Origin of the sequence: Prodigiosinella aquatilis (assembly GCA_030388725.1) — a bacterium.
Classification (GTDB): domain Bacteria; phylum Pseudomonadota; class Gammaproteobacteria; order Enterobacterales; family Enterobacteriaceae; genus Prodigiosinella; species Prodigiosinella aquatilis.
Genome location: CP128857.1, coordinates 219446 through 237212 on the forward strand (window position 1 = coordinate 219446; position 17767 = coordinate 237212).

The following is a 17767-nucleotide window of genomic DNA, read 5'->3' on the forward strand; positions in this document are numbered from 1 at the left end:
TATTTTATGAATTGTCCCATTGCTGGGATTTATTATTGCGATATTGGGACGCCTTGTCTCAGTATTGATTATCTCATTGAGAATAAAGGAAGGTAAGTATAGCGGTGATTATGTGATGAGTTTCTGGTAATGAATAGTATTAGCCAACCTATGATAATAAATGTTGTGCATAGTAATTGAATTTGAAGAAATAGTATTTCTACGCTGAATTATTCACAACGAATATCATTTTCTTATTCTATTTTTAGTGCGGAAAATGTTAAATTCCTCGACGAAAAATAATAACGGTAATGGAAGTTGCTATTATCAGTTGGGAGACTTTTATGTTGAAACTCTGGAGTAGGTCATTTTTCGGCTGGTTCAGCAAATAGGAGCCGCTTGTGGGGAGCTGAGTCACGATGCCCACATTGGCAACCTGAAAGATGGTGGGCATGAAACCAGAGGTAAAAGAATCGCGGCTGGAGTTGTAAGATACCATCAGTTTCGACCCTATTCATACACTGAGGATTTCTCATGACGGTGCTGGTTCAGCTTGATAATGTGCATAAAGTTTTTCTTACTGATGAAATTGAAACTCATGCTCTTAGCAAGATTAACCTTTCCATTCATGCTGGCGAATATGTATCAATTGCCGGTCCTTCCGGGTGTGGGAAATCAACCTTATTGTCGATTATGGGCTTGCTGGATGTTCCCTCAGAAGGTCGCTACTGGTTGAATGGGGTGATGATTGACGATATCAGTAAAAGAGAGATGGCTTGGCTACGCAATAAAGAAATTGGTTTTATTTTTCAATCGTTTAATCTTATTAGTGACTTGACGATTGAGGAGAATGTCGCATTGCCGTTGATCTATCGTGGGGATGTTTCGCGTTCACAACAGAAAGAACGAGTACAGCAGGCTTTGGCGATGGTGAACATGTCACATCGTGTTCACTATTACCCCTCGCAGTTGTCCGGTGGTCAGCAGCAGCGTGTGGCAGTAGCCCGGGCCATTGTCGGCCGGCCGTCGCTCCTGTTGGCGGACGAACCTACCGGGAATCTGGATTCCGCCAATGCTGAAGCGGTAATGGATATTCTTGATACGTTACATAACGACGGCACCACTATTTGTATTGTGACGCATGATTCCCACTCGGCCAGGCGTGCCCGGCGTATGGTTGTCCTGTTTGATGGGCAGGTCGTAGCTGACGGTGAGAATGGACAGTTAAGGCCGACGGTATAATTATAATACCGTGTGTATATTGCTTGAAATCTGCCCATTCGGGCTATGTAGTAGAGTGAGGGGTGTGTTGGTCAGGTCTCCCCTTCGTTTTACACTACAACAAAACCATGCAGTGGCATTGAACTGACAGCTTATGTATAGCGTCAGAACGGTGATAATGAGGAAGAAGAGTAAAGTATCCGCGCCAGGGATGGCGCGGCTTGAGCTTACAGGGAGGTACTTGCAGCATCTTTACGATCTTCTCATTATCGCCGTTATATAGACTTTGTCATCAAACTCACAGCCTCTCATCGAGAGGCTGTCCAGTCCCTGATTTTGGAGAACAGTTAAGGATGCTGAAGGCTACATCGTCAATACATACCCACTCTTTGGGTGAGCTGGCGGATGTTTTCTCTTCCGACCCGTGTTGTGTCGTGGTTGGGCGTTCGGCGCTGGAGAGTCCGGCATTACAGGCGGTGGCTGGTCAGGCTTGCAATATGGTAAACCCGAGCGTATTGACGCCTCGTCAGTTGGCGGAGGGTATTGCTCGTTTATTGTTGGCACCGTACTGCCATCAAATGGCTGTTGAGCTTCAGTTTGCCCGAGGGCCGTGGGGAAAACCGTTTTTACCGCATCATCCGGCCGTTCAGTTTAATATTTCTCATACCGCCGCCGCCTGTGCTTTCGTTATTGCCAATGGTTCTCGGGTCGGCGTGGATGTGGAAGGCTTGCAGGGACAGGCTCTGCGAAAGCGGGATGTTGCAAAGCGGTTTTTTCACCCTGATGAGTTGCAGTGGCTGTTGCAGTATGAAGAGGAAACACAATTCATAACGGCGTTTACCCGGCTATGGACCAGAAAGGAGGCCTATATCAAGGCACTGGGTACCGGGTTGTTTAAGTCACTAACGTCGTTTAGCTGTCTGACCGGGTTATCTGGTGGTGTCACCGTTGTTGATGAAATGCAACCGGTGGACTGCCAGCTCAATGAACGATGGCTCGAAGGGACGCCTTCTGTGGCACTCAGCTATTGCATTTTCCCTTCTGGGGTATCTCAACAACCAGTGAACTGGGAAATGTTCATTATCAATGAACAAGCTACGTTAACGCCTTGGTTGTAAGCTAATTTATCAGCCGGTTTTAGAAATTCAGGTAATATCCGTATCAACCTGAACTTTACGATTGAGTACATCCCTGTAATCTTGCACCCGCTTATCCAAGCGAAAGCTTTCCCTTATCTGCATTATGCCGGGCCGACATGATGCATTATTGTCTGAAATTGTAGAATAGATGAAATAAGCGCTGACAATCTATGTGCCATCTTTTCGGGCCGGAAAAGTAAACGAATCATTATCACTTAAATTGTAATCTATTGGAATTCTTTCACTTCTCGCGTTCCTGTCACTCGAAATTTATTGTGTGTAAGGGCGACATCATGACCAATCATCTACGCTTTCTTTTGAACGCTAGAATTTTAATTGATCCTTTATGGTTTAAATAAAACATCACGCCGAATTGTTAATGAATAACATAGTTATGTTATCGATATGTTAAATTATGACTGGCGGAATGTGGAATGATTTACCTGAATTAGGGAGTTGACGCCATAGCCGTATGGTAATTCCGGCCCGTATTTAATGTCAGTAACCTTATTTTTGATAGAAAAGATTTTTCTTCATGAGCATATTAAAAATAAATCATATAGAAAAATAACTTTATTATTCATGATGTTAATTTGTGTCGGTGGATTTATTAACATTAATGGAGAGCTGATGCCTATAGGTTGGCGCATGAGTTGCATTCTACATAGGCGTGCAGTAACAAGTCTGTACGTAGAACCTAATTACATATGTAATTTATGAACATTTTCTAGGAGACGCCATCATGGCTAAAGTACAAAAATCAACAGACTCTTCCAGCTTGGCTGAAGTAGTAGACCGTATTCTGGACAAAGGCATTGTGATTGACGCTTGGGTCAAAGTCTCATTGGTTGGTATTGAACTGTTATCCATCGAAGCACGTGTTGTTATTGCTTCTGTTGAAACTTATTTGAAATACGCAGAAGCGATTGGCCTTACCGCCAGTGCAGCGACTCCAGCGTAATTAAGTAAGCAGAATAAAAGTGCCCAAGTAGCTGAGTCATTCAGCTGCTTGAGTACTTTTCAACGCTTCAAGAGTGCTCTATCACATAAGGAGAATCCTATGGGATGCTTAACAGACGGTATGGCGCAGCTGCGTAAGAATATTGATGACAGTCATGAATCTCGCATAGCACAGCAAAATGCGCGGGTTTCCAGTGTGAGTGCGCAGATTGCCGGTTTTTCTACAACTCGGGCTAGAAACGCTGCTCAAGACGCACGCGCACGCGCGACATTCGTTGCCGATAATGTCAGAGGCGTTAATCGGATGTTGAGTGACTTCTGTCATACCCGCGAGGTAATGAGTCGTCAACAGAGTGAAGAACGTGCCACTTTCGTGACGGATATGTCGAAGAAAACGCTAGCTTTATTAGACGGTTTTAATGCTGAGCGTAAAAGTATGGCTGAACGCTGTGCTAAAGAACGAGCTGATTTCATTGCTAACGTGGCAAACGATGTCGCTGCTTTTCTTAGTGCTTCTGAGAAGGACAGAATGGCTGCCCATGCTGTATTTTTCGGCATGACCCTGGCTAAAAAAAAAACGAGCCTCACAGTCTAGCCACTCGTCCTCTTGATAATACTCTGGCGGTAAGTAGTGAAGATTTGTCGGCGCCTGGCAGTGAAAGTCCGGTAGTCCTCCGCAGTGAAGATTCGTTAGTACCTGATAGCAAAGGTTCATTCGCCCCTGGCAGTGAACAACCAGCATTACCTGAAATTGTGCAAACGACCGCACCGACATTGCCAACCACGCCACCAGCGACGGTTCTTGAGAAAAAGAACGTTGCTGAGCATACAGTCGATAAACAAACTAAAAAGCCTAAGAAGAAACTCGGTGAGTATTTAGGCCCGAAAAAAGGTAAATAGCGGTATTAGCCTCTGTCGTCCATGGAGGGTGAGGTGGATGAACAGTCTGCTCACAAACACGGAGTGACATTATTGGGCATACAGTTTCGATTAATCGCTGAGTTAAATCGAAATATAAGAAGCCGCTAAAATCGACCGATTCTAGCGGCTAAGACGATCACTGATTTGGCCATTTCGTAGAACTGGTGTTGGCTAGGGCGTACACGGTTTGGCACAGGAGTATTTCCATGATTAAGCAAAATACCGTTTCGCAGTATACCGTAGACGATGATCTTGTCGTTCCGGAAGCGAGTGAACATTTTGTAGCGACTTCTTATGTGAACGACATTATAGAACGCGCATTGGTTTATTTACGCGCTGGCTATCCCGTGCATTTTGCCGGCCCATCTGGGATAGGGAAAACAACCCTGGCATTTCATCTCGCAGCACTATGGGGTCGTCCCGTTACCATGTTGCAAGGTAACGAAGAATTTGTGAGCTCCGATTTGACGGGGAAAGACATCGGCTATCGTAAAAGCAGCCTGGTGGATAACTACATTCATTCAGTACTTAAAACTGAAGAACAGATGAACCGCATGTGGGTGGATAACCGTTTGACCACAGCGTGTCGTAACGGTGACATGCTGATCTATGATGAGTTCAATCGTTCCAAAGCAGAAACCAATAATGTGCTGTTATCCGTATTATCCGAAGGGATTTTAAACCTTCCTGGTTTACGTGGTGTAGGGGAAGGGTATCTCGATGTACACCCAGAATTTCGCGCTATTTTTACCTCCAATCCAGAAGAGTATGCCGGTACGCATAAGACCCAGGACGCTCTGATGGATCGTATGATTACTATCAACATTGGTCTTGTCGATCGGGATACCGAACTACAGATACTGCATGCACGCTCTGAATTGGAATTAAAAGAAGCGGCATATATCGTTGATATAATCAGAGAGTTGCGTGGTAACGAACACGAAACCAAACATGGGTTACGTGCAGGAATTGCCATCGCCCACATCCTACACCAGCAAGGAATAAAACCACGTTATGGTGACAAATTATTCCATGCTATCTGCTACGACGTCTTGAGTATGGACGCTGCCAAAATACAACACGCTGGACGTTCTATATACCGTGAAATGGTCGATGGCGTTATTCGTAAAATCTGTCCGCCAATAGGTTCAGACACGGTTAAAGCATCCACACAAAAAATAAAAGCAGTGGAGTAATTATCATGGCTATAAGTACTCGTCCTCTCAGAACACTGTCAGACATAAAAACTCATTCAGGTCGAGTGAGTGGTGAGCATCAAACCTATCGTGATTATTTTCAGATAGGTGCGCTGGAATTAGAGCGTTGGCGGCGAACACGAGAACGTGAGGCCGCCTCATCGCGTATTGCCAGTATTGATGAGCGTATCGCGGATATTGATAAAGAAAAAGCAGCGCTGCTTGCAGACGCGACAACGGCGAGTTCTGTGGCTGAAAATAATGATAAATCAGAGGCAGCCGAGAAGAAGAAAAAGCCTTCTGGTTTGCGAATCAAGTATTGAGGTTGTCATTATGAACAAAATTCGCACCCTTGCTCATATCCGTACTCCGCGTATGGTGAAGAGTTTTCGCACATGCGTCAATATGACGGGGAAGTCACAAATTCTCGCTGATTTCGGACGTATTTATTTAGAAGAATATCGCCGATTGAACCGTGTGCAATGCGCCAAAAGTAAACGTATTTCATTGAGGAGTGCATGATGAGTATTGATAAATCCAGAAATCATCGTGCCAAGGTGCTTTATGCGCTCTGTGTTTCCGATGACTCAACGCCTAATTATAAAATACGCGGATTGGAAGCAGCACCGGTTTATTCTATTGATCAAGATGGCTTAAGAGCGGTGGTCAGCGATACGCTCAGTACCCGGTTACGTCCGGAAAGACGTAATATCACGGCGCATCAGGCTGTATTACATAAGTTGACTGAAGACGGTACCGTATTGCCGATGCGCTTTGGGGTTATTGCCCGTAATGCTGAAGCAGTAAAGAATTTGCTGGTCGCTAATCAGGATACGATCAGAGAACATTTTGAACGCTTGGATGGCTGTGTGGAAATGGGGCTACGTGTTTCCTGGGATGTTGCTAATATTTATGAATATTTTGTTGCTACATATCCAGTCTTAAGTGAAACACGCGATGAAATCTGGAATGGAAATTCCAATGCCAATAATCACCGTGAAGAGAAGATTCGGCTGGGTAATTTGTACGAGTCATTGCGTAGTGGAGACAGAAAAGAATCGACGGAAAAAGTAAAAGAAGTTCTGTTGGATTATTGCGAAGAGATTATTGAAAACCCGGTTAAAAAAGAAAAAGACGTAATGAATCTAGCCTGTTTGGTAGCAAGAGAACGGATGGATGAATTTGCCAAAGGCGTTTTTGAGGCATCAAAGTTATTCGATAACGTTTATCTGTTCGATTATACCGGCCCATGGGCACCGCATAATTTCGTTACTCTGGATTTACATGCTCCTACAGCGAAGAAGAAAACGTTGACCCGCGCTGGTACTCTCTCTGACTGAGGCTAAGCCATGCTGCTGATCGATGACATCCTGTTTTCTCCTGTCAAAGGCGTCATGTGGATTTTTCGGCAAATTCACGAACTGGCGGAAGACGAATTGGCTGGTGAGGCGGATCGTATTCGTGAAAGTTTGACTGATCTTTATATGTTACTGGAGACTGGCCAGATTACCGAAGATGAATTTGAACAACAGGAAGCTGTACTGCTGGATAGATTAGACGCACTGGATGAAGAAGATGACATGCTAGGCGACGAGCCTGGGGATGACGAAGAAGAAGACGACGAAGAAGACGACGACGACGAAGAAGAGGATGACGACGAAGAAGAGGATGACGACGAAGAAGAGGATGACGACGAAGAAGATGATGACGACGAAGAAGATGATGACGACGACGAAGAGGATGAGCCAGAGGGTACGACGAAATGAAACCTGCTATTTATCCCAAGTTCTTACTGGAGTCGCCGCTGAAACTGGTTTTCTTCGGCGGTAAGGGAGGAGTAGGTAAAAGTACCTGTGCGACGTCGGCGGCGTTAAGGTTGGCGCAAGAACAGCCGCGGCATCATTTTTTGCTGGTTTCTACCGATCCAGCACATTCCCTGCAAAATATTCTCTCCGATCTGGTATTGCCAAAAAATCTGGACGTACGTGAATTAAATGCCGCCGCCTCCTTGCATGAATTTAAATCGCAGCATGAAGGTGTTCTGAAAGAGATAGCGTATCGTGGCACGGTTCTCGATCAAAACGACGTACAAGGATTGATGGATACCGCGCTTCCCGGCATGGATGAATTGGCGGCTTATCTTGAAATAGCTGAATGGATTCAAAAAGATACTTACTATCGCATTATTATTGATACTGCCCCTACAGGTCATACATTGCGGCTTTTGGAAATGCCGGGTTTGATTCATCGGTGGTTGACCGCTCTGGATACCCTGCTTGCCAAACAGCGTTATATCCGGAAACGTTTTGCCGGTGATAATCGATTGGATCATCTGGATCATTTTCTGCTGGACATGAATGATTCACTTAAAGCCATGCACGAGCTGGTGACGGATTCCACGCGTTGTTGTTTTGTGTTAGTGATGCTGGCGGAAGCGATGAGTGTGGAAGAAAGCATTGATCTCGCTGGCGCGTTGAATCAGCAACGAGTGTTTCTGTCCGATTTAGTGGTCAATCGACTATTTCCTGAAAATGACTGTCCAACCTGTTGTGTTGAGCGTAACAGACAAATGCTTGCGCTCCAGAACGGATACCAACGTTTACCTGGACACGTATTCTGGACGTTGCCTTTGCTTGCCATCGAACCGCGTGGGGCGTTGCTTCACGAATTTTGGTCCGGGGTACGTTTACTTGATGAAAACGAGGTCATGGCTACGACGTGTCATCATCAACTGCCTTTGCGTGTAGAGAGTTCCATTTCGCTGCCTGCCAGCACATTCCGACTGTTGATTTTTGCAGGTAAAGGCGGGGTGGGTAAAACGACACTGGCCTGTGCTACGGCATTGCGTCTGAATAGTGAATATCCAGAATTGCGTATTCTGTTGTTCTCAGCCGATCCTGCTCACTCGCTGAGTGATTGTCTGGGTGTAACCCTACAGCAGCAGCCTATATCAGTGTCGGTTAATATTGATGCTCAGGAAATTAATGCACAGGCTGATTTTGACAAAATCCGGCAGGGATATCGTGCGGAATTAGAAGCTTTCTTGCTGGATACGTTACCCAATCTGGATATTACTTTTGATCGTGAAGTGTTGGAGCATTTGCTCGATCTAGCGCCCCCCGGATTAGATGAAATCATGGCATTGACTGCGATCATGGATCATCTGGACAGTGGTCGTTATGACATGGTCATCGTGGATGGCGCACCTAGCGGACATTTGCTACGTTTATTAGAGTTGCCTGAATTGATTCGGGATTGGCTAAAACAGTTTTTCTCGTTATTGCTGAAATATCGCAAGGTCATGCGTTTCCCGCATTTATCGGAACGTTTGGTACAACTTTCACGCGAATTAAAAAATTTACGCGTTCTACTGCAGGATACCAAACAAACGGGGTTGTATGCAGTTACTGTTCCGACGCATTTGGCACTCGAGAAGACCTATGAAATGACATGCGCATTGCAGCGATTAGGTTTAACGGCAAATGCGTTGTTTATCAACCAGATTACACCTCCCAGCGATTGCACACTGTGCCAGGCAATCACGCGTCGAGAATCGTTGGAGCTGAAGTGCGCAGATGAGATGTTCCCCAGTCAACCACAAGCACAGATTTTCCGGCAAACAGAACCTACGGGATTGAGCAAGCTAAAGACATTGGGTTCGGCATTGTTTTTATAAACTGTGAGCGTACACATTATGCCAGTGAACAAACAGTATCAGGATGAACAGCAACAGGTCTCTCTGTGTGAGGCCTTGGACCGCGTTCTGAACAAAGGTGTGGTGATTGTCGCTGATATCACCATTTCAGTCGCTAATATTGATTTGATTTATTTAAGCCTACAGGCTTTGGTTTCTTCTGTAGAAGCGAAAAACCGTTTACCCGGTAGGGAGTAACACTATGACAACCAATCAGTTATCGCACCATAGTCCTGTGTTCGGCCCGACATCGCCAGCAATACAACGGCCAATTACTGAAGCTAATCGACATAAAATAGACATCGATGGAGAACGCGTCCGTGATGGTTTGGCGCAACTCGTCCTGACCCTGGTTAAACTGCTGCACGAACTACTGGAGCGTCAAGCTATAAGGCGGATGGATTCGGGTTCGCTTAGTGATGAAGAAGTCGAACGTTTGGGTTTGGCGCTAATGCGACAAGCTGAGGAGTTGACACATTTGTGCGACGTTTTTGGCTTCAAGGATGATGATTTGAACCTGGACTTAGGCCCGCTAGGCCGATTGCTGTAATGAAATTGTATGATTAACAACAATATACGATTATTTTTTAGTTTCCATATAAATGCTATCAGTCTGTTTTCGGCAGAGGGTGTGTACCATGGTTAATACTACCAATGACATAAATGCGGCTACTCGTGGTCTTCTACTGCGTATGGGCAATGCATGGTTTGAACAAAATGAACTGCGACAAGCAGTGGATATCTATCTGAAAATAATCGAGCAATATCCTGACAGCAAGGAGAGTAAAACCGCGCAAACGGCGCTGTTGACCATTTCACAACGTTATGAACGAGATGGGTTATTCCGGTTGTCACTCGATCTCCTTGAACGTGTTGGGGAAATAACACCGACATCCATATAAGTGTCAGGATATTAACGTGGCCTATTTATCAGGTTTGAATCCTATATTAAGTCGCAAGCGATATCGCCAGCAGTGTTTTCTATGCAGTGAGATCCATGTTCAGGATACCCTGGATCCAAGAATTAAGAGCATCAGTACGGTATAGATCATCTTTCAAGTTGCAGGTGCGTTGTCTGCCCACGCTAACCCCAGTCACTTACTGGAGTAAGCCTTGGGGATTTACTCGATTGTCGCCTTCCTGTGTGTTGAAATTTATTGGGTATATATGCTTTTGATTTTAGAGAGAAGGGGATGAGGATTTGAGGTCTTTAGGTTGTTTACCCTATAAGGATTTGCACCATGAGCGGCAACAAAAAACTAACCCACTCAACCGATTCGACCACCGTAGCGGATTTGTTAGAGCGATTACTGGACAAAGGGGTTGTCATCAGCGGCGACATTCGCATCAGACTGGTTGAAGTCGAATTGCTGACACTGGAAATTCGCCTGCTTATCTGTTCTGTAGATAAAGCGGTAGAAATGGGACTGGATTGGTGGAGTGGCAATCCGGCGTTTGATTCCAGAGCCAGAGTGTCATCATCAGCGCCTGCGCCAGAGTTGGAAGAACGTCTGCAGCGGCTAGAGGCTCGTTTGGACGCGGCACCGTCCGTCATAGAAGAAACTCATTTATAAGGATTATCTTTTTTATGCGAGCGCTGATTCATTTTCCCATTATTCATAGCCCTAAAGATTTAGGAACATTGAGTGAAGCGGCAAGTCATTTGCGAACCGAAACTCAAACGCGTGCGTATCTTGCTGCTGTCGAGGGTTTCTGGACAATGATTACCACTACGATTGAGGGTTTAGAGCTGGACTATACACATCTGAAACTTTATCAGGATGGTCTGCCAGTTTGTGGAAAAGAAAATGAAATAGTGACCGATGTTGCTAACGCTGGTAGCCAGAATTACAAGCTCTTGCTTACGTTGCAACATAAAGGCGCAATCTTGATGGGAACAGAGTCCCCTGAACTATTGTTGCAAGAGCGCGATCTGATGACGCAGTTGTTACAATCTCCGGAGCAAACTGAAGCGTCCTTGGAAACAGCAAAAACATTATTGAACCGGCGGGATGATTATATTGCTCAGCGCATTGATGAAACACTGCAAGATGGCGAGATGGCGATACTTTTCCTGGGGCTTATGCACAATATTGAAGCGAAGCTGCCCACAGATATTGTTTTTATTCAACCGTTAGGTAAACCCCCAGGAGGGGAAAGTATGTAGTGACTGCATTCCTTGTTCTGCATTATCGTTGGCATTAGAAGATTAGAAGTGGATTTATTCACCGAGAATATTAGAGGTGATATAAATATAATTTATATGTCATTTGAATAGACTACAGAATAATGATTCTTTGTTGCTTTTTTTATATTTTTATGCGCTTTTTTGACTGATGAAAAACGTAATAATAACCAACTATGTTTGTTTGTAAAAGTATCGGCATAGCAGAAATATAGTGCGTATGCAGTGATAAATAAATACTATGGAACCCGTGGTTGGAATTTCCATCACGGGATGATTTTGTTAATACCACCCTTCCAGTTTGTCTGTTTCAGTCCTCATTTTTGTGTAAAGAAATCGCAATTAATATTCTTTATTTTGTTAGATAATATATGGTGCATTTAGTGGAATTGATGCCAGATGTGCCATAGGTAAACGTCTTCCGGAGGTAGTTTGCGAGCTATTTATGTGATGCATGTCTCTTAGTTATTGCCAGTTTTATCGATAGTCCTATGATCTTTTGATACTAAAAGTGTGACCTAATCGACTAAAAAGGGTGTGTCACCCTTGATATGGCTGATAGCCATCAGTAGACAGATGATGGGATGATGTTTATCATGTCCAGAATAAAGTCTCTCGCTTATTTGACCGGGTAGTTAAAATATTCGTTAATAAATAGAAATACTTGCCTAAATTATTGTCACAAAATCGAAAAGAAAATTGTGTTATCTTAAATTTGTACTATAAGTATTAAGGATGCTATTCATTAAAATTAGGCATCGTCTAGGCGATGATTAGGCGGTTGTGTTAAAAAAATAACTAGAGTGTTAATAATTCTTTTTTTGCGTCAAATATATACGTGATAGAAGGGAGATTTATCCTCTCCTTCCCCGTATCTTTTAACTATTATTAAAAATGAAATAACCAATTGGATGTAGTCGATGAAAAGTATTGATCCTGGCTATGTTTTAATAATTGATGACGACAAAGATATTTGTGACCTGCTATCACACTTGCTGGAAAAGGCCGGTTGTGAAACTCAGCAAGGTTACGATGGCGACATGGCAATAGAGTTGTTGTCTCAGCGTGAACCGGATGTACTGTTACTTGATAGTATTCTCCCTAAACACAGTGGCATGGAGGTGTTAGCCAATGCCCATGCTCTGTATCCGCAACTCCCCGTTATCATTATCACTGGCAATGTCGGCATTCTTAGCGCGGTTGGTGCTATCAAAGCTGGTGCATGGGATTACATTCCCAAGCCGTTTGATAACAAACGAGTATTAGATCTGGTGAATCGTGCGATGCAAATGCGTTGGGGTAACTACGATTCAAACTGTAAAGCCAGCAAGGATACTAAAACGCGTATTGCTGCCATGATGGGCAATAGCCGCGAGATTCAGTCGGTGATCAGAGATGTCGTTAACGTGGCTCATACGGATTTCTCTGTCGTCATTCAGGGTGAAACGGGAACTGGCAAAGAATTGGTTGCGAAAAACATCCATTTAGCCAGTCAGCATGCCACAGGGGTTTTTGTTCCCATTGATTGTGGCTCCATACCTGACTCGTTGATCGAAAATGAATTATTTGGTCATGAAAAAGGCTCGTACACCGGGGCCGATCAGGTTCATGCGGGTAAGTTTGAAGCGGCTGACGGTGGTACGTTGTTCCTGGATGAAATCGCCAACATGTCTTTATCCGCACAGGCCAAGCTACTGCGTGTGCTACAAGAGCACGTTGTCTATCGTATTGGCGCTACCAAACCCATTCCTGTCAATGTGCGGGTCCTGGCTGCCAGCAATGATGATTTACTGGACGCGGTAGTTAAAGGGAAATTTCGCGAAGATCTCTATTACCGATTGAATGAGTATGTCATTCGGATTCCGCCGTTACGCAATCGGCATGAGGATATTCTGTTTTTGTCCAATCGGTTTATCGCCGAAACCAGCGTCGAATTGAGTAAAACACCGCCTGATTTGTCCGTTGCGGCTAAAGAAACACTGTTACGTTATCCATGGCCGGGTAACGTGCGAGAGTTACGTGCTGTCATTCGCCGTGCTGTTTTGGTATCCAACAGGAAAGTGGGGGTTGATGATTTAGGCCTGGTCATCAAAGAAGATCACTTTCCGCAATCAACGAAAAATCCGTATCTGAGAACGATACAGAATTTCTGTCTGGAAGGTTCGTCCCTTAAAGAGATCACTCAACTCAATATTGATCAAATAGAGCGAATTATCATTCAAGACACATTAGAAAAAACAGGCAATAACAAGGCAGAAGCAGCGCGGCGTTTGAATATTGACTATAAAACGCTGCACTCCAAACTCAAAAAGATCAATGCAGCCGAGGTAAACAATCATGAGTAGTAAAAAAAAAATGATGTGACAGGGAATGTTGAAGGTATTTTGCGCGGTTTGGGCGATCTGGTGGAAAAATTGGTTGAAACCGGCGAACAGATAAAGCGTAGCGGTGCGTTCGATATTGACACGAACGGTAAGAATGCCAAAGCCGTGTATGGTTTCTCCATCAAGATGGGTTTGGATGGAAACCAGGAGAATCGGGTAGAACCTTTTGGCAACATACGCCGGGATGAGCAAACCGGGGAAGCTACAGTGCAGGAAGTGTCTGAACCGTTGGTTGATGTTATCGAAGAAAGCGATCATGTGCTGGTACTGGCAGAAATGCCGGGGGTCGCTGATGAAGATGTGCAAGTCGAATTGGATGGCGACATTCTGACGTTACACTCGGAAAGAGGCAGCAAAAAATATCATAAAGAAATCGTGTTGCCGTGCTCATTCGATGACAAGGCGATGGAACGGTCTTGCCGTAATGGCATTTTGGAAGTCAAATTAGGAAAATGAGGCAGTCATGTCTGAAGAACTCAAGCTCAAGGTCGCTGAAGCTTTGCCAAAGGATGCAGGGCGTGGTTATGCTCGTTTAGACCCAGCTGATATGGCCAGGTTAAATCTGGCTGTCGGTGACATAGTGCAGTTAACCAGTAAAAAAGGCACCGGGATTGCTAAATTGATGCCGACTTATCCCGATATGCGGAATAAAGGCATCGTACAACTGGATGGTTTGACGCGGTGTAATACCAGCCTGAGTTTAGATGAAAAAGTGCAGATTGAACCCGCTTCCTGCAAACACGCCACACAGATCATCCTCATTCCCACCACGATTACGCCCAACCAACGTGACCTGGATTATATCGGTAGCCTGCTCGATGGGTTGCCCGTACAGAAAGGCGATCTGTTGCGCGCGCACCTGTTTGGCAGTCGTTCTGCTGATTTTAAAGTCGAAAGTACCATACCCGATGGTGCGGTACTGATTGATCCGACCACGACACTGGTGATTGGCAAATCAAATGCTGCCGGGAATTCGAGCCATAGCACACAACGTTTGTCGTATGAGGATGTTGGCGGCCTTAAAAACCAGGTGCGGCGTATTCGAGAAATGATCGAATTACCATTACGCTATCCTGAGGTCTTTGAACGTTTAGGTATAGATGCCCCCAAAGGTGTACTGCTCTCTGGTCCCCCGGGATGTGGTAAAACCCTCATCGCTCGCATTATTGCGCAAGAAACCGATGCGCAATTTTTCACCATCAGCGGCCCGGAAATTGTGCATAAGTTTTATGGTGAAAGTGAAGCCCACTTACGCAAAATTTTTGAGGAAGCTGGGCGCAAAGGGCCAAGTATCATTTTTCTGGATGAAATTGACTCTATTGCACCACACCGCGACAAGGTCGTCGGTGATGTAGAAAAACGTATCGTTGCGCAACTGCTTGCATTAATGGATGGTCTCAAGAATCGAGGCAAAGTCATTGTCATTGCCGCAACCAATCTACCTAATGCGATTGACCCCGCGTTGCGCCGTCCGGGACGCTTTGACCGTGAAATCAGCATTCCTATTCCAGACCGTGAAGGTCGCCGCGAGATTATCGAAATTCATAGCACGGGAATGCCGCTGAATGCTGATGTTGATCTGAACGTGCTTGCCGATATCACTCACGGTTTTGTTGGTGCCGATCTGGAAGCGTTATGCCGTGAAGCCGCGATGAGTGCGTTACGCCGTTTACTGCCTGAAATCGATTTCAGTTCGGCGGAGCTACCTTATGATCGCCTGGCCGAATTGACGGTGATGATGGATGATTTTCGTGCCGCCTTGTGTGAAGTATCACCGTCAGCGATTCGTGAGCTATTCGTCGATATTCCCGATGTGCGTTGGGAAGATGTCGGCGGTTTGGATGACGTACGCCGTCGATTGATCGAATCTGTTGAGTGGCCTATCAAGTACCCTGAGCTCTATGAACAAGCGGGTGTTAAGCCGCCTAAAGGTCTGCTGTTAGCTGGGCCTCCCGGCGTTGGGAAAACGCTGATCGCCAAAGCCGTTGCTAATGAAAGTGGCGTTAATGTCATTTCAGTTAAAGGTCCGGCACTGATGTCGCGTTATGTCGGTGATTCGGAAAAAGGTGTCCGGGAGTTGTTTCTCAAAGCTCGTCAGGCTGCGCCCTGCATTATTTTCCTTGATGAAGTCGATTCTGTGATTCCTGCCCGTAACGAGGGTGCTATCGACTCACATGTCGCAGAACGGGTGTTGAGCCAATTCTTATCTGAAATGGATGGGCTGGAAGAACTCAAAGGTGTTTTCGTTATGGGAGCGACCAATCGTGCGGATTTGATTGATCCCGCGATGCTGCGACCAGGACGTTTTGATGAAATCATCGAACTGGGCCTGCCCGACGAGGACGCCCGTCGGCAGATTCTGGCGGTGCATTTACGTAATAAACCGCTGGGTGACAATATTCGTGCCGACGATTTGGCAGAACGTTGTGATGGTGCCAGTGGTGCAGAATTGGCCGCCGTGTGTAATCGTGCCGCATTAGCGGCATTACGTCGTGCAATTCAGCAGTCCGAAGAAGCTGTTTTGAGTCCGTCAACGGTCGGAGAAACCCCTGTGGCGCTGACAGTACGCATTGAACAGCATGATTTTGCTGAAGTGATTACCGAAATGTTTGGCGATGATGCATGACGATGAACACAGAAGTACAGACTGAACAGGCCATTTATCTGTATGGCCTGACGTTGCCCGATTTAGCCGCACCGCCAATTTTGGGCGTTGATAATCAACATCCGATTAATATACATCAATGTGCCGGATTGAATGCGGTAATTAGCCCGGTGGCACTCTCCGATTTCACGGGTGAAAAGGGTGAAGACAATGTACAGAATGTCACTTGGCTAACGCCGCGTATTTGTCGACATGCGCAGATTATTGACAGCCTGATGGCCCAGGGGCCGGTCTATCCTTTGCCCTTCGGCACGCTGTTTTCCAGTCAGAACGCGTTGGAACAGGAAATGAAAAACCGCGCTACTGACGTGTTTGTGTTGCTACGTCACATAACCGGCTGTCAGGAATGGGCACTGGAAGCGACACTGGATCGTAAACAGGCCGTTGACGTTTTATTCACCGAAGGTCTGGACTCCGGTCGCTTTTGCCTACCTGAAGCTATAGGCCGCCGCCATTTGGAAGAGCAGAAATTACGCCGCAGGTTAACCACTGAGTTGAGTGACTGGTTGGCACATGCTTTGACCGCCATGCAGAATGAATTACATCCTTTGGTACGTGATTTCCGTTCACGTCGGTTGTTGGACGATAAAATTTTGCATTGGGCGTATTTACTCCCGGTGGAGGACGTTGCCGCATTTCAACAGCAGGTTGCTGACATTGTTGAACGCTATGAAGCTTACGGTTTTAGTTTTCGAGTGACAGGCCCGTGGGCAGCCTACAGTTTTTGCCAACCTGACGAATCATGAGCTTACTACTGTACGGTATCGTTGCCGAGGATACTCAACTGACGCTTGAACCAGACGGTACGCCGTACGCCGGTGAAGAGCCGATGCAGCTTATTAAAGCGGCAACGTTGGCGGCGCTGGTCAAGCCTTGTGAAGCAGACGTCAGTCGTGAGCCCGCGGCAGCGTTGGCTTTTGGCCAGCAGATAATGCATGTTCATCAACAGACCACGATTATTCCGATTCGCTATGGTTGTGTGTTGGCAGATGAATACGCGGTAACACAGCATTTACTCAACCATGAGGCACATTATCAAACGCAATTGGTTGAGCTGGAAAATTGTGACGAAATGGGTATTCGGTTATCCCTGGTGTCGGCTGAGGATAATGCCGTTACCACGCCGCAAGCGAGTGGTCTGGACTATTTACGGAGTCGAAAACTCGCTTATGCCGTACCTGAACACGCTGAACGGCAGGCTGCGCTACTGAATAATGCGTTTGCGGGGTTGTATCGCCGACACTGCGCGGAAATCAGTATGTTTAATGGTCAGCGGACTTACCTGTTGAGCTATCTGGTGCCACGAACCGAGTTACAGGCGTTTCGCGACCAATTCAATGCTCTGGCCGACAACATGACGGATATAGGGTTTATCAGTGGGCCTTGGCCTCCCTATAACTTTGCCAGCTAATTTGTTAACGAC

The 17767-nt window shown here is 45.7% G+C and carries 19 protein-coding genes; all 19 read left to right on the forward strand.

The annotated features are described in order from the left end of the window. The first annotated feature begins 513 nt into the window (after positions 1-513). The 19 genes from PCO85_00975 to PCO85_01065 all read left to right on the forward strand — a co-directional run bounded on the left by PCO85_00975 (position 514) and on the right by PCO85_01065 (position 17755). Positions 514-1221, forward strand: a complete 708-nt coding sequence (locus PCO85_00975) for an ABC transporter ATP-binding protein (GenBank protein ID WJV54096.1) — start codon at positions 514-516, stop codon at positions 1219-1221. Between the two features lie 332 nt (positions 1222-1553). Next, positions 1554-2318 carry a 4'-phosphopantetheinyl transferase superfamily protein gene (locus tag PCO85_00980; protein WJV54097.1) on the forward strand — a complete coding sequence of 255 codons (765 nt, stop codon included), beginning with the start codon at positions 1554-1556 and terminating at the stop codon, positions 2316-2318. Between the two features lie 763 nt (positions 2319-3081). Continuing rightward, positions 3082-3300, forward strand: a complete 219-nt coding sequence (gene gvpA / locus PCO85_00985; protein WJV54098.1) for a gas vesicle structural protein GvpA — start codon at positions 3082-3084, stop codon at positions 3298-3300. Between the two features lie 99 nt (positions 3301-3399). Beyond that, positions 3400-3894: a hypothetical protein gene (locus PCO85_00990; protein WJV54099.1), complete on the forward strand. Its 495-nt coding sequence runs from the start codon at positions 3400-3402 to the stop codon at positions 3892-3894. Between the two features lie 532 nt (positions 3895-4426). Further along, entirely contained in the window at positions 4427-5416 is a 990-nt protein-coding gene (gene gvpN, locus PCO85_00995; GenBank protein WJV54100.1) for a gas vesicle protein GvpN, read from the forward strand. A gap of 5 nt (positions 5417-5421) precedes the next feature. Beyond that, positions 5422-5739 (forward strand): hypothetical protein, encoded by a 318-nt coding sequence (locus tag PCO85_01000; GenBank protein WJV54101.1) that lies wholly within the window; start codon positions 5422-5424, stop codon positions 5737-5739. Positions 5740-5934: 195 nt separating this feature from the next. Further along, entirely contained in the window at positions 5935-6756 is an 822-nt protein-coding gene (locus PCO85_01005; GenBank protein ID WJV54102.1) for a GvpL/GvpF family gas vesicle protein, read from the forward strand. Positions 6757-6765: 9 nt separating this feature from the next. Then, complete coding sequence (locus PCO85_01010) at positions 6766-7182, forward strand: gas vesicle protein GvpG (GenBank protein ID WJV54103.1); 417 nt, start codon at positions 6766-6768, stop codon at positions 7180-7182. Then, positions 7179-9092 carry an ArsA family ATPase gene (locus PCO85_01015; GenBank protein WJV54104.1) on the forward strand — a complete coding sequence of 638 codons (1914 nt, stop codon included), beginning with the start codon at positions 7179-7181 and terminating at the stop codon, positions 9090-9092. Before PCO85_01010 ends, PCO85_01015 begins: the two co-directional genes overlap by 4 nt. Before the next feature lie 18 nt (positions 9093-9110). Then, entirely contained in the window at positions 9111-9308 is a 198-nt protein-coding gene (locus PCO85_01020) for a gas vesicle protein (protein ID WJV54105.1), read from the forward strand. A 4-nt stretch (positions 9309-9312) separates the two neighbouring features. Further along, the gene (locus tag PCO85_01025) at positions 9313-9660 is read left to right on the forward strand and encodes a gas vesicle protein K (GenBank protein WJV54106.1); all 348 of its coding nucleotides are present in this window, start codon (positions 9313-9315) and stop codon (positions 9658-9660) included. A gap of 88 nt (positions 9661-9748) precedes the next feature. After that, the gene (locus tag PCO85_01030) at positions 9749-10012 is read left to right on the forward strand and encodes a tetratricopeptide repeat protein (protein WJV54107.1); all 264 of its coding nucleotides are present in this window, start codon (positions 9749-9751) and stop codon (positions 10010-10012) included. Positions 10013-10351: 339 nt separating this feature from the next. Beyond that, positions 10352-10684: a gas vesicle protein gene (locus PCO85_01035; protein WJV54108.1), complete on the forward strand. Its 333-nt coding sequence runs from the start codon at positions 10352-10354 to the stop codon at positions 10682-10684. Between the two features lie 14 nt (positions 10685-10698). Beyond that, positions 10699-11277, forward strand: a complete 579-nt coding sequence (locus tag PCO85_01040) for a hypothetical protein (GenBank protein ID WJV54109.1) — start codon at positions 10699-10701, stop codon at positions 11275-11277. A 938-nt stretch (positions 11278-12215) separates the two neighbouring features. Continuing rightward, a complete protein-coding gene (locus tag PCO85_01045) occupies positions 12216-13640 on the forward strand; it encodes a sigma-54 dependent transcriptional regulator (protein ID WJV54110.1) in 1425 nt (474 codons plus the stop codon). A 15-nt stretch (positions 13641-13655) separates the two neighbouring features. After that, positions 13656-14135 (forward strand): Hsp20/alpha crystallin family protein, encoded by a 480-nt coding sequence (locus tag PCO85_01050; GenBank protein ID WJV54111.1) that lies wholly within the window; start codon positions 13656-13658, stop codon positions 14133-14135. A 7-nt stretch (positions 14136-14142) separates the two neighbouring features. Next, positions 14143-16305: a CDC48 family AAA ATPase gene (locus PCO85_01055; GenBank protein ID WJV54112.1), complete on the forward strand. Its 2163-nt coding sequence runs from the start codon at positions 14143-14145 to the stop codon at positions 16303-16305. Beyond that, the gene (locus PCO85_01060; GenBank protein ID WJV54113.1) at positions 16302-17090 is read left to right on the forward strand and encodes a GvpL/GvpF family gas vesicle protein; all 789 of its coding nucleotides are present in this window, start codon (positions 16302-16304) and stop codon (positions 17088-17090) included. The genes PCO85_01055 and PCO85_01060 overlap by 4 nt, the downstream gene beginning before the upstream one ends. Then, positions 17087-17755, forward strand: a complete 669-nt coding sequence (locus PCO85_01065) for a GvpL/GvpF family gas vesicle protein (protein WJV54114.1) — start codon at positions 17087-17089, stop codon at positions 17753-17755. Before PCO85_01060 ends, PCO85_01065 begins: the two co-directional genes overlap by 4 nt. Positions 17756-17767: the final 12 nt, after the last annotated feature.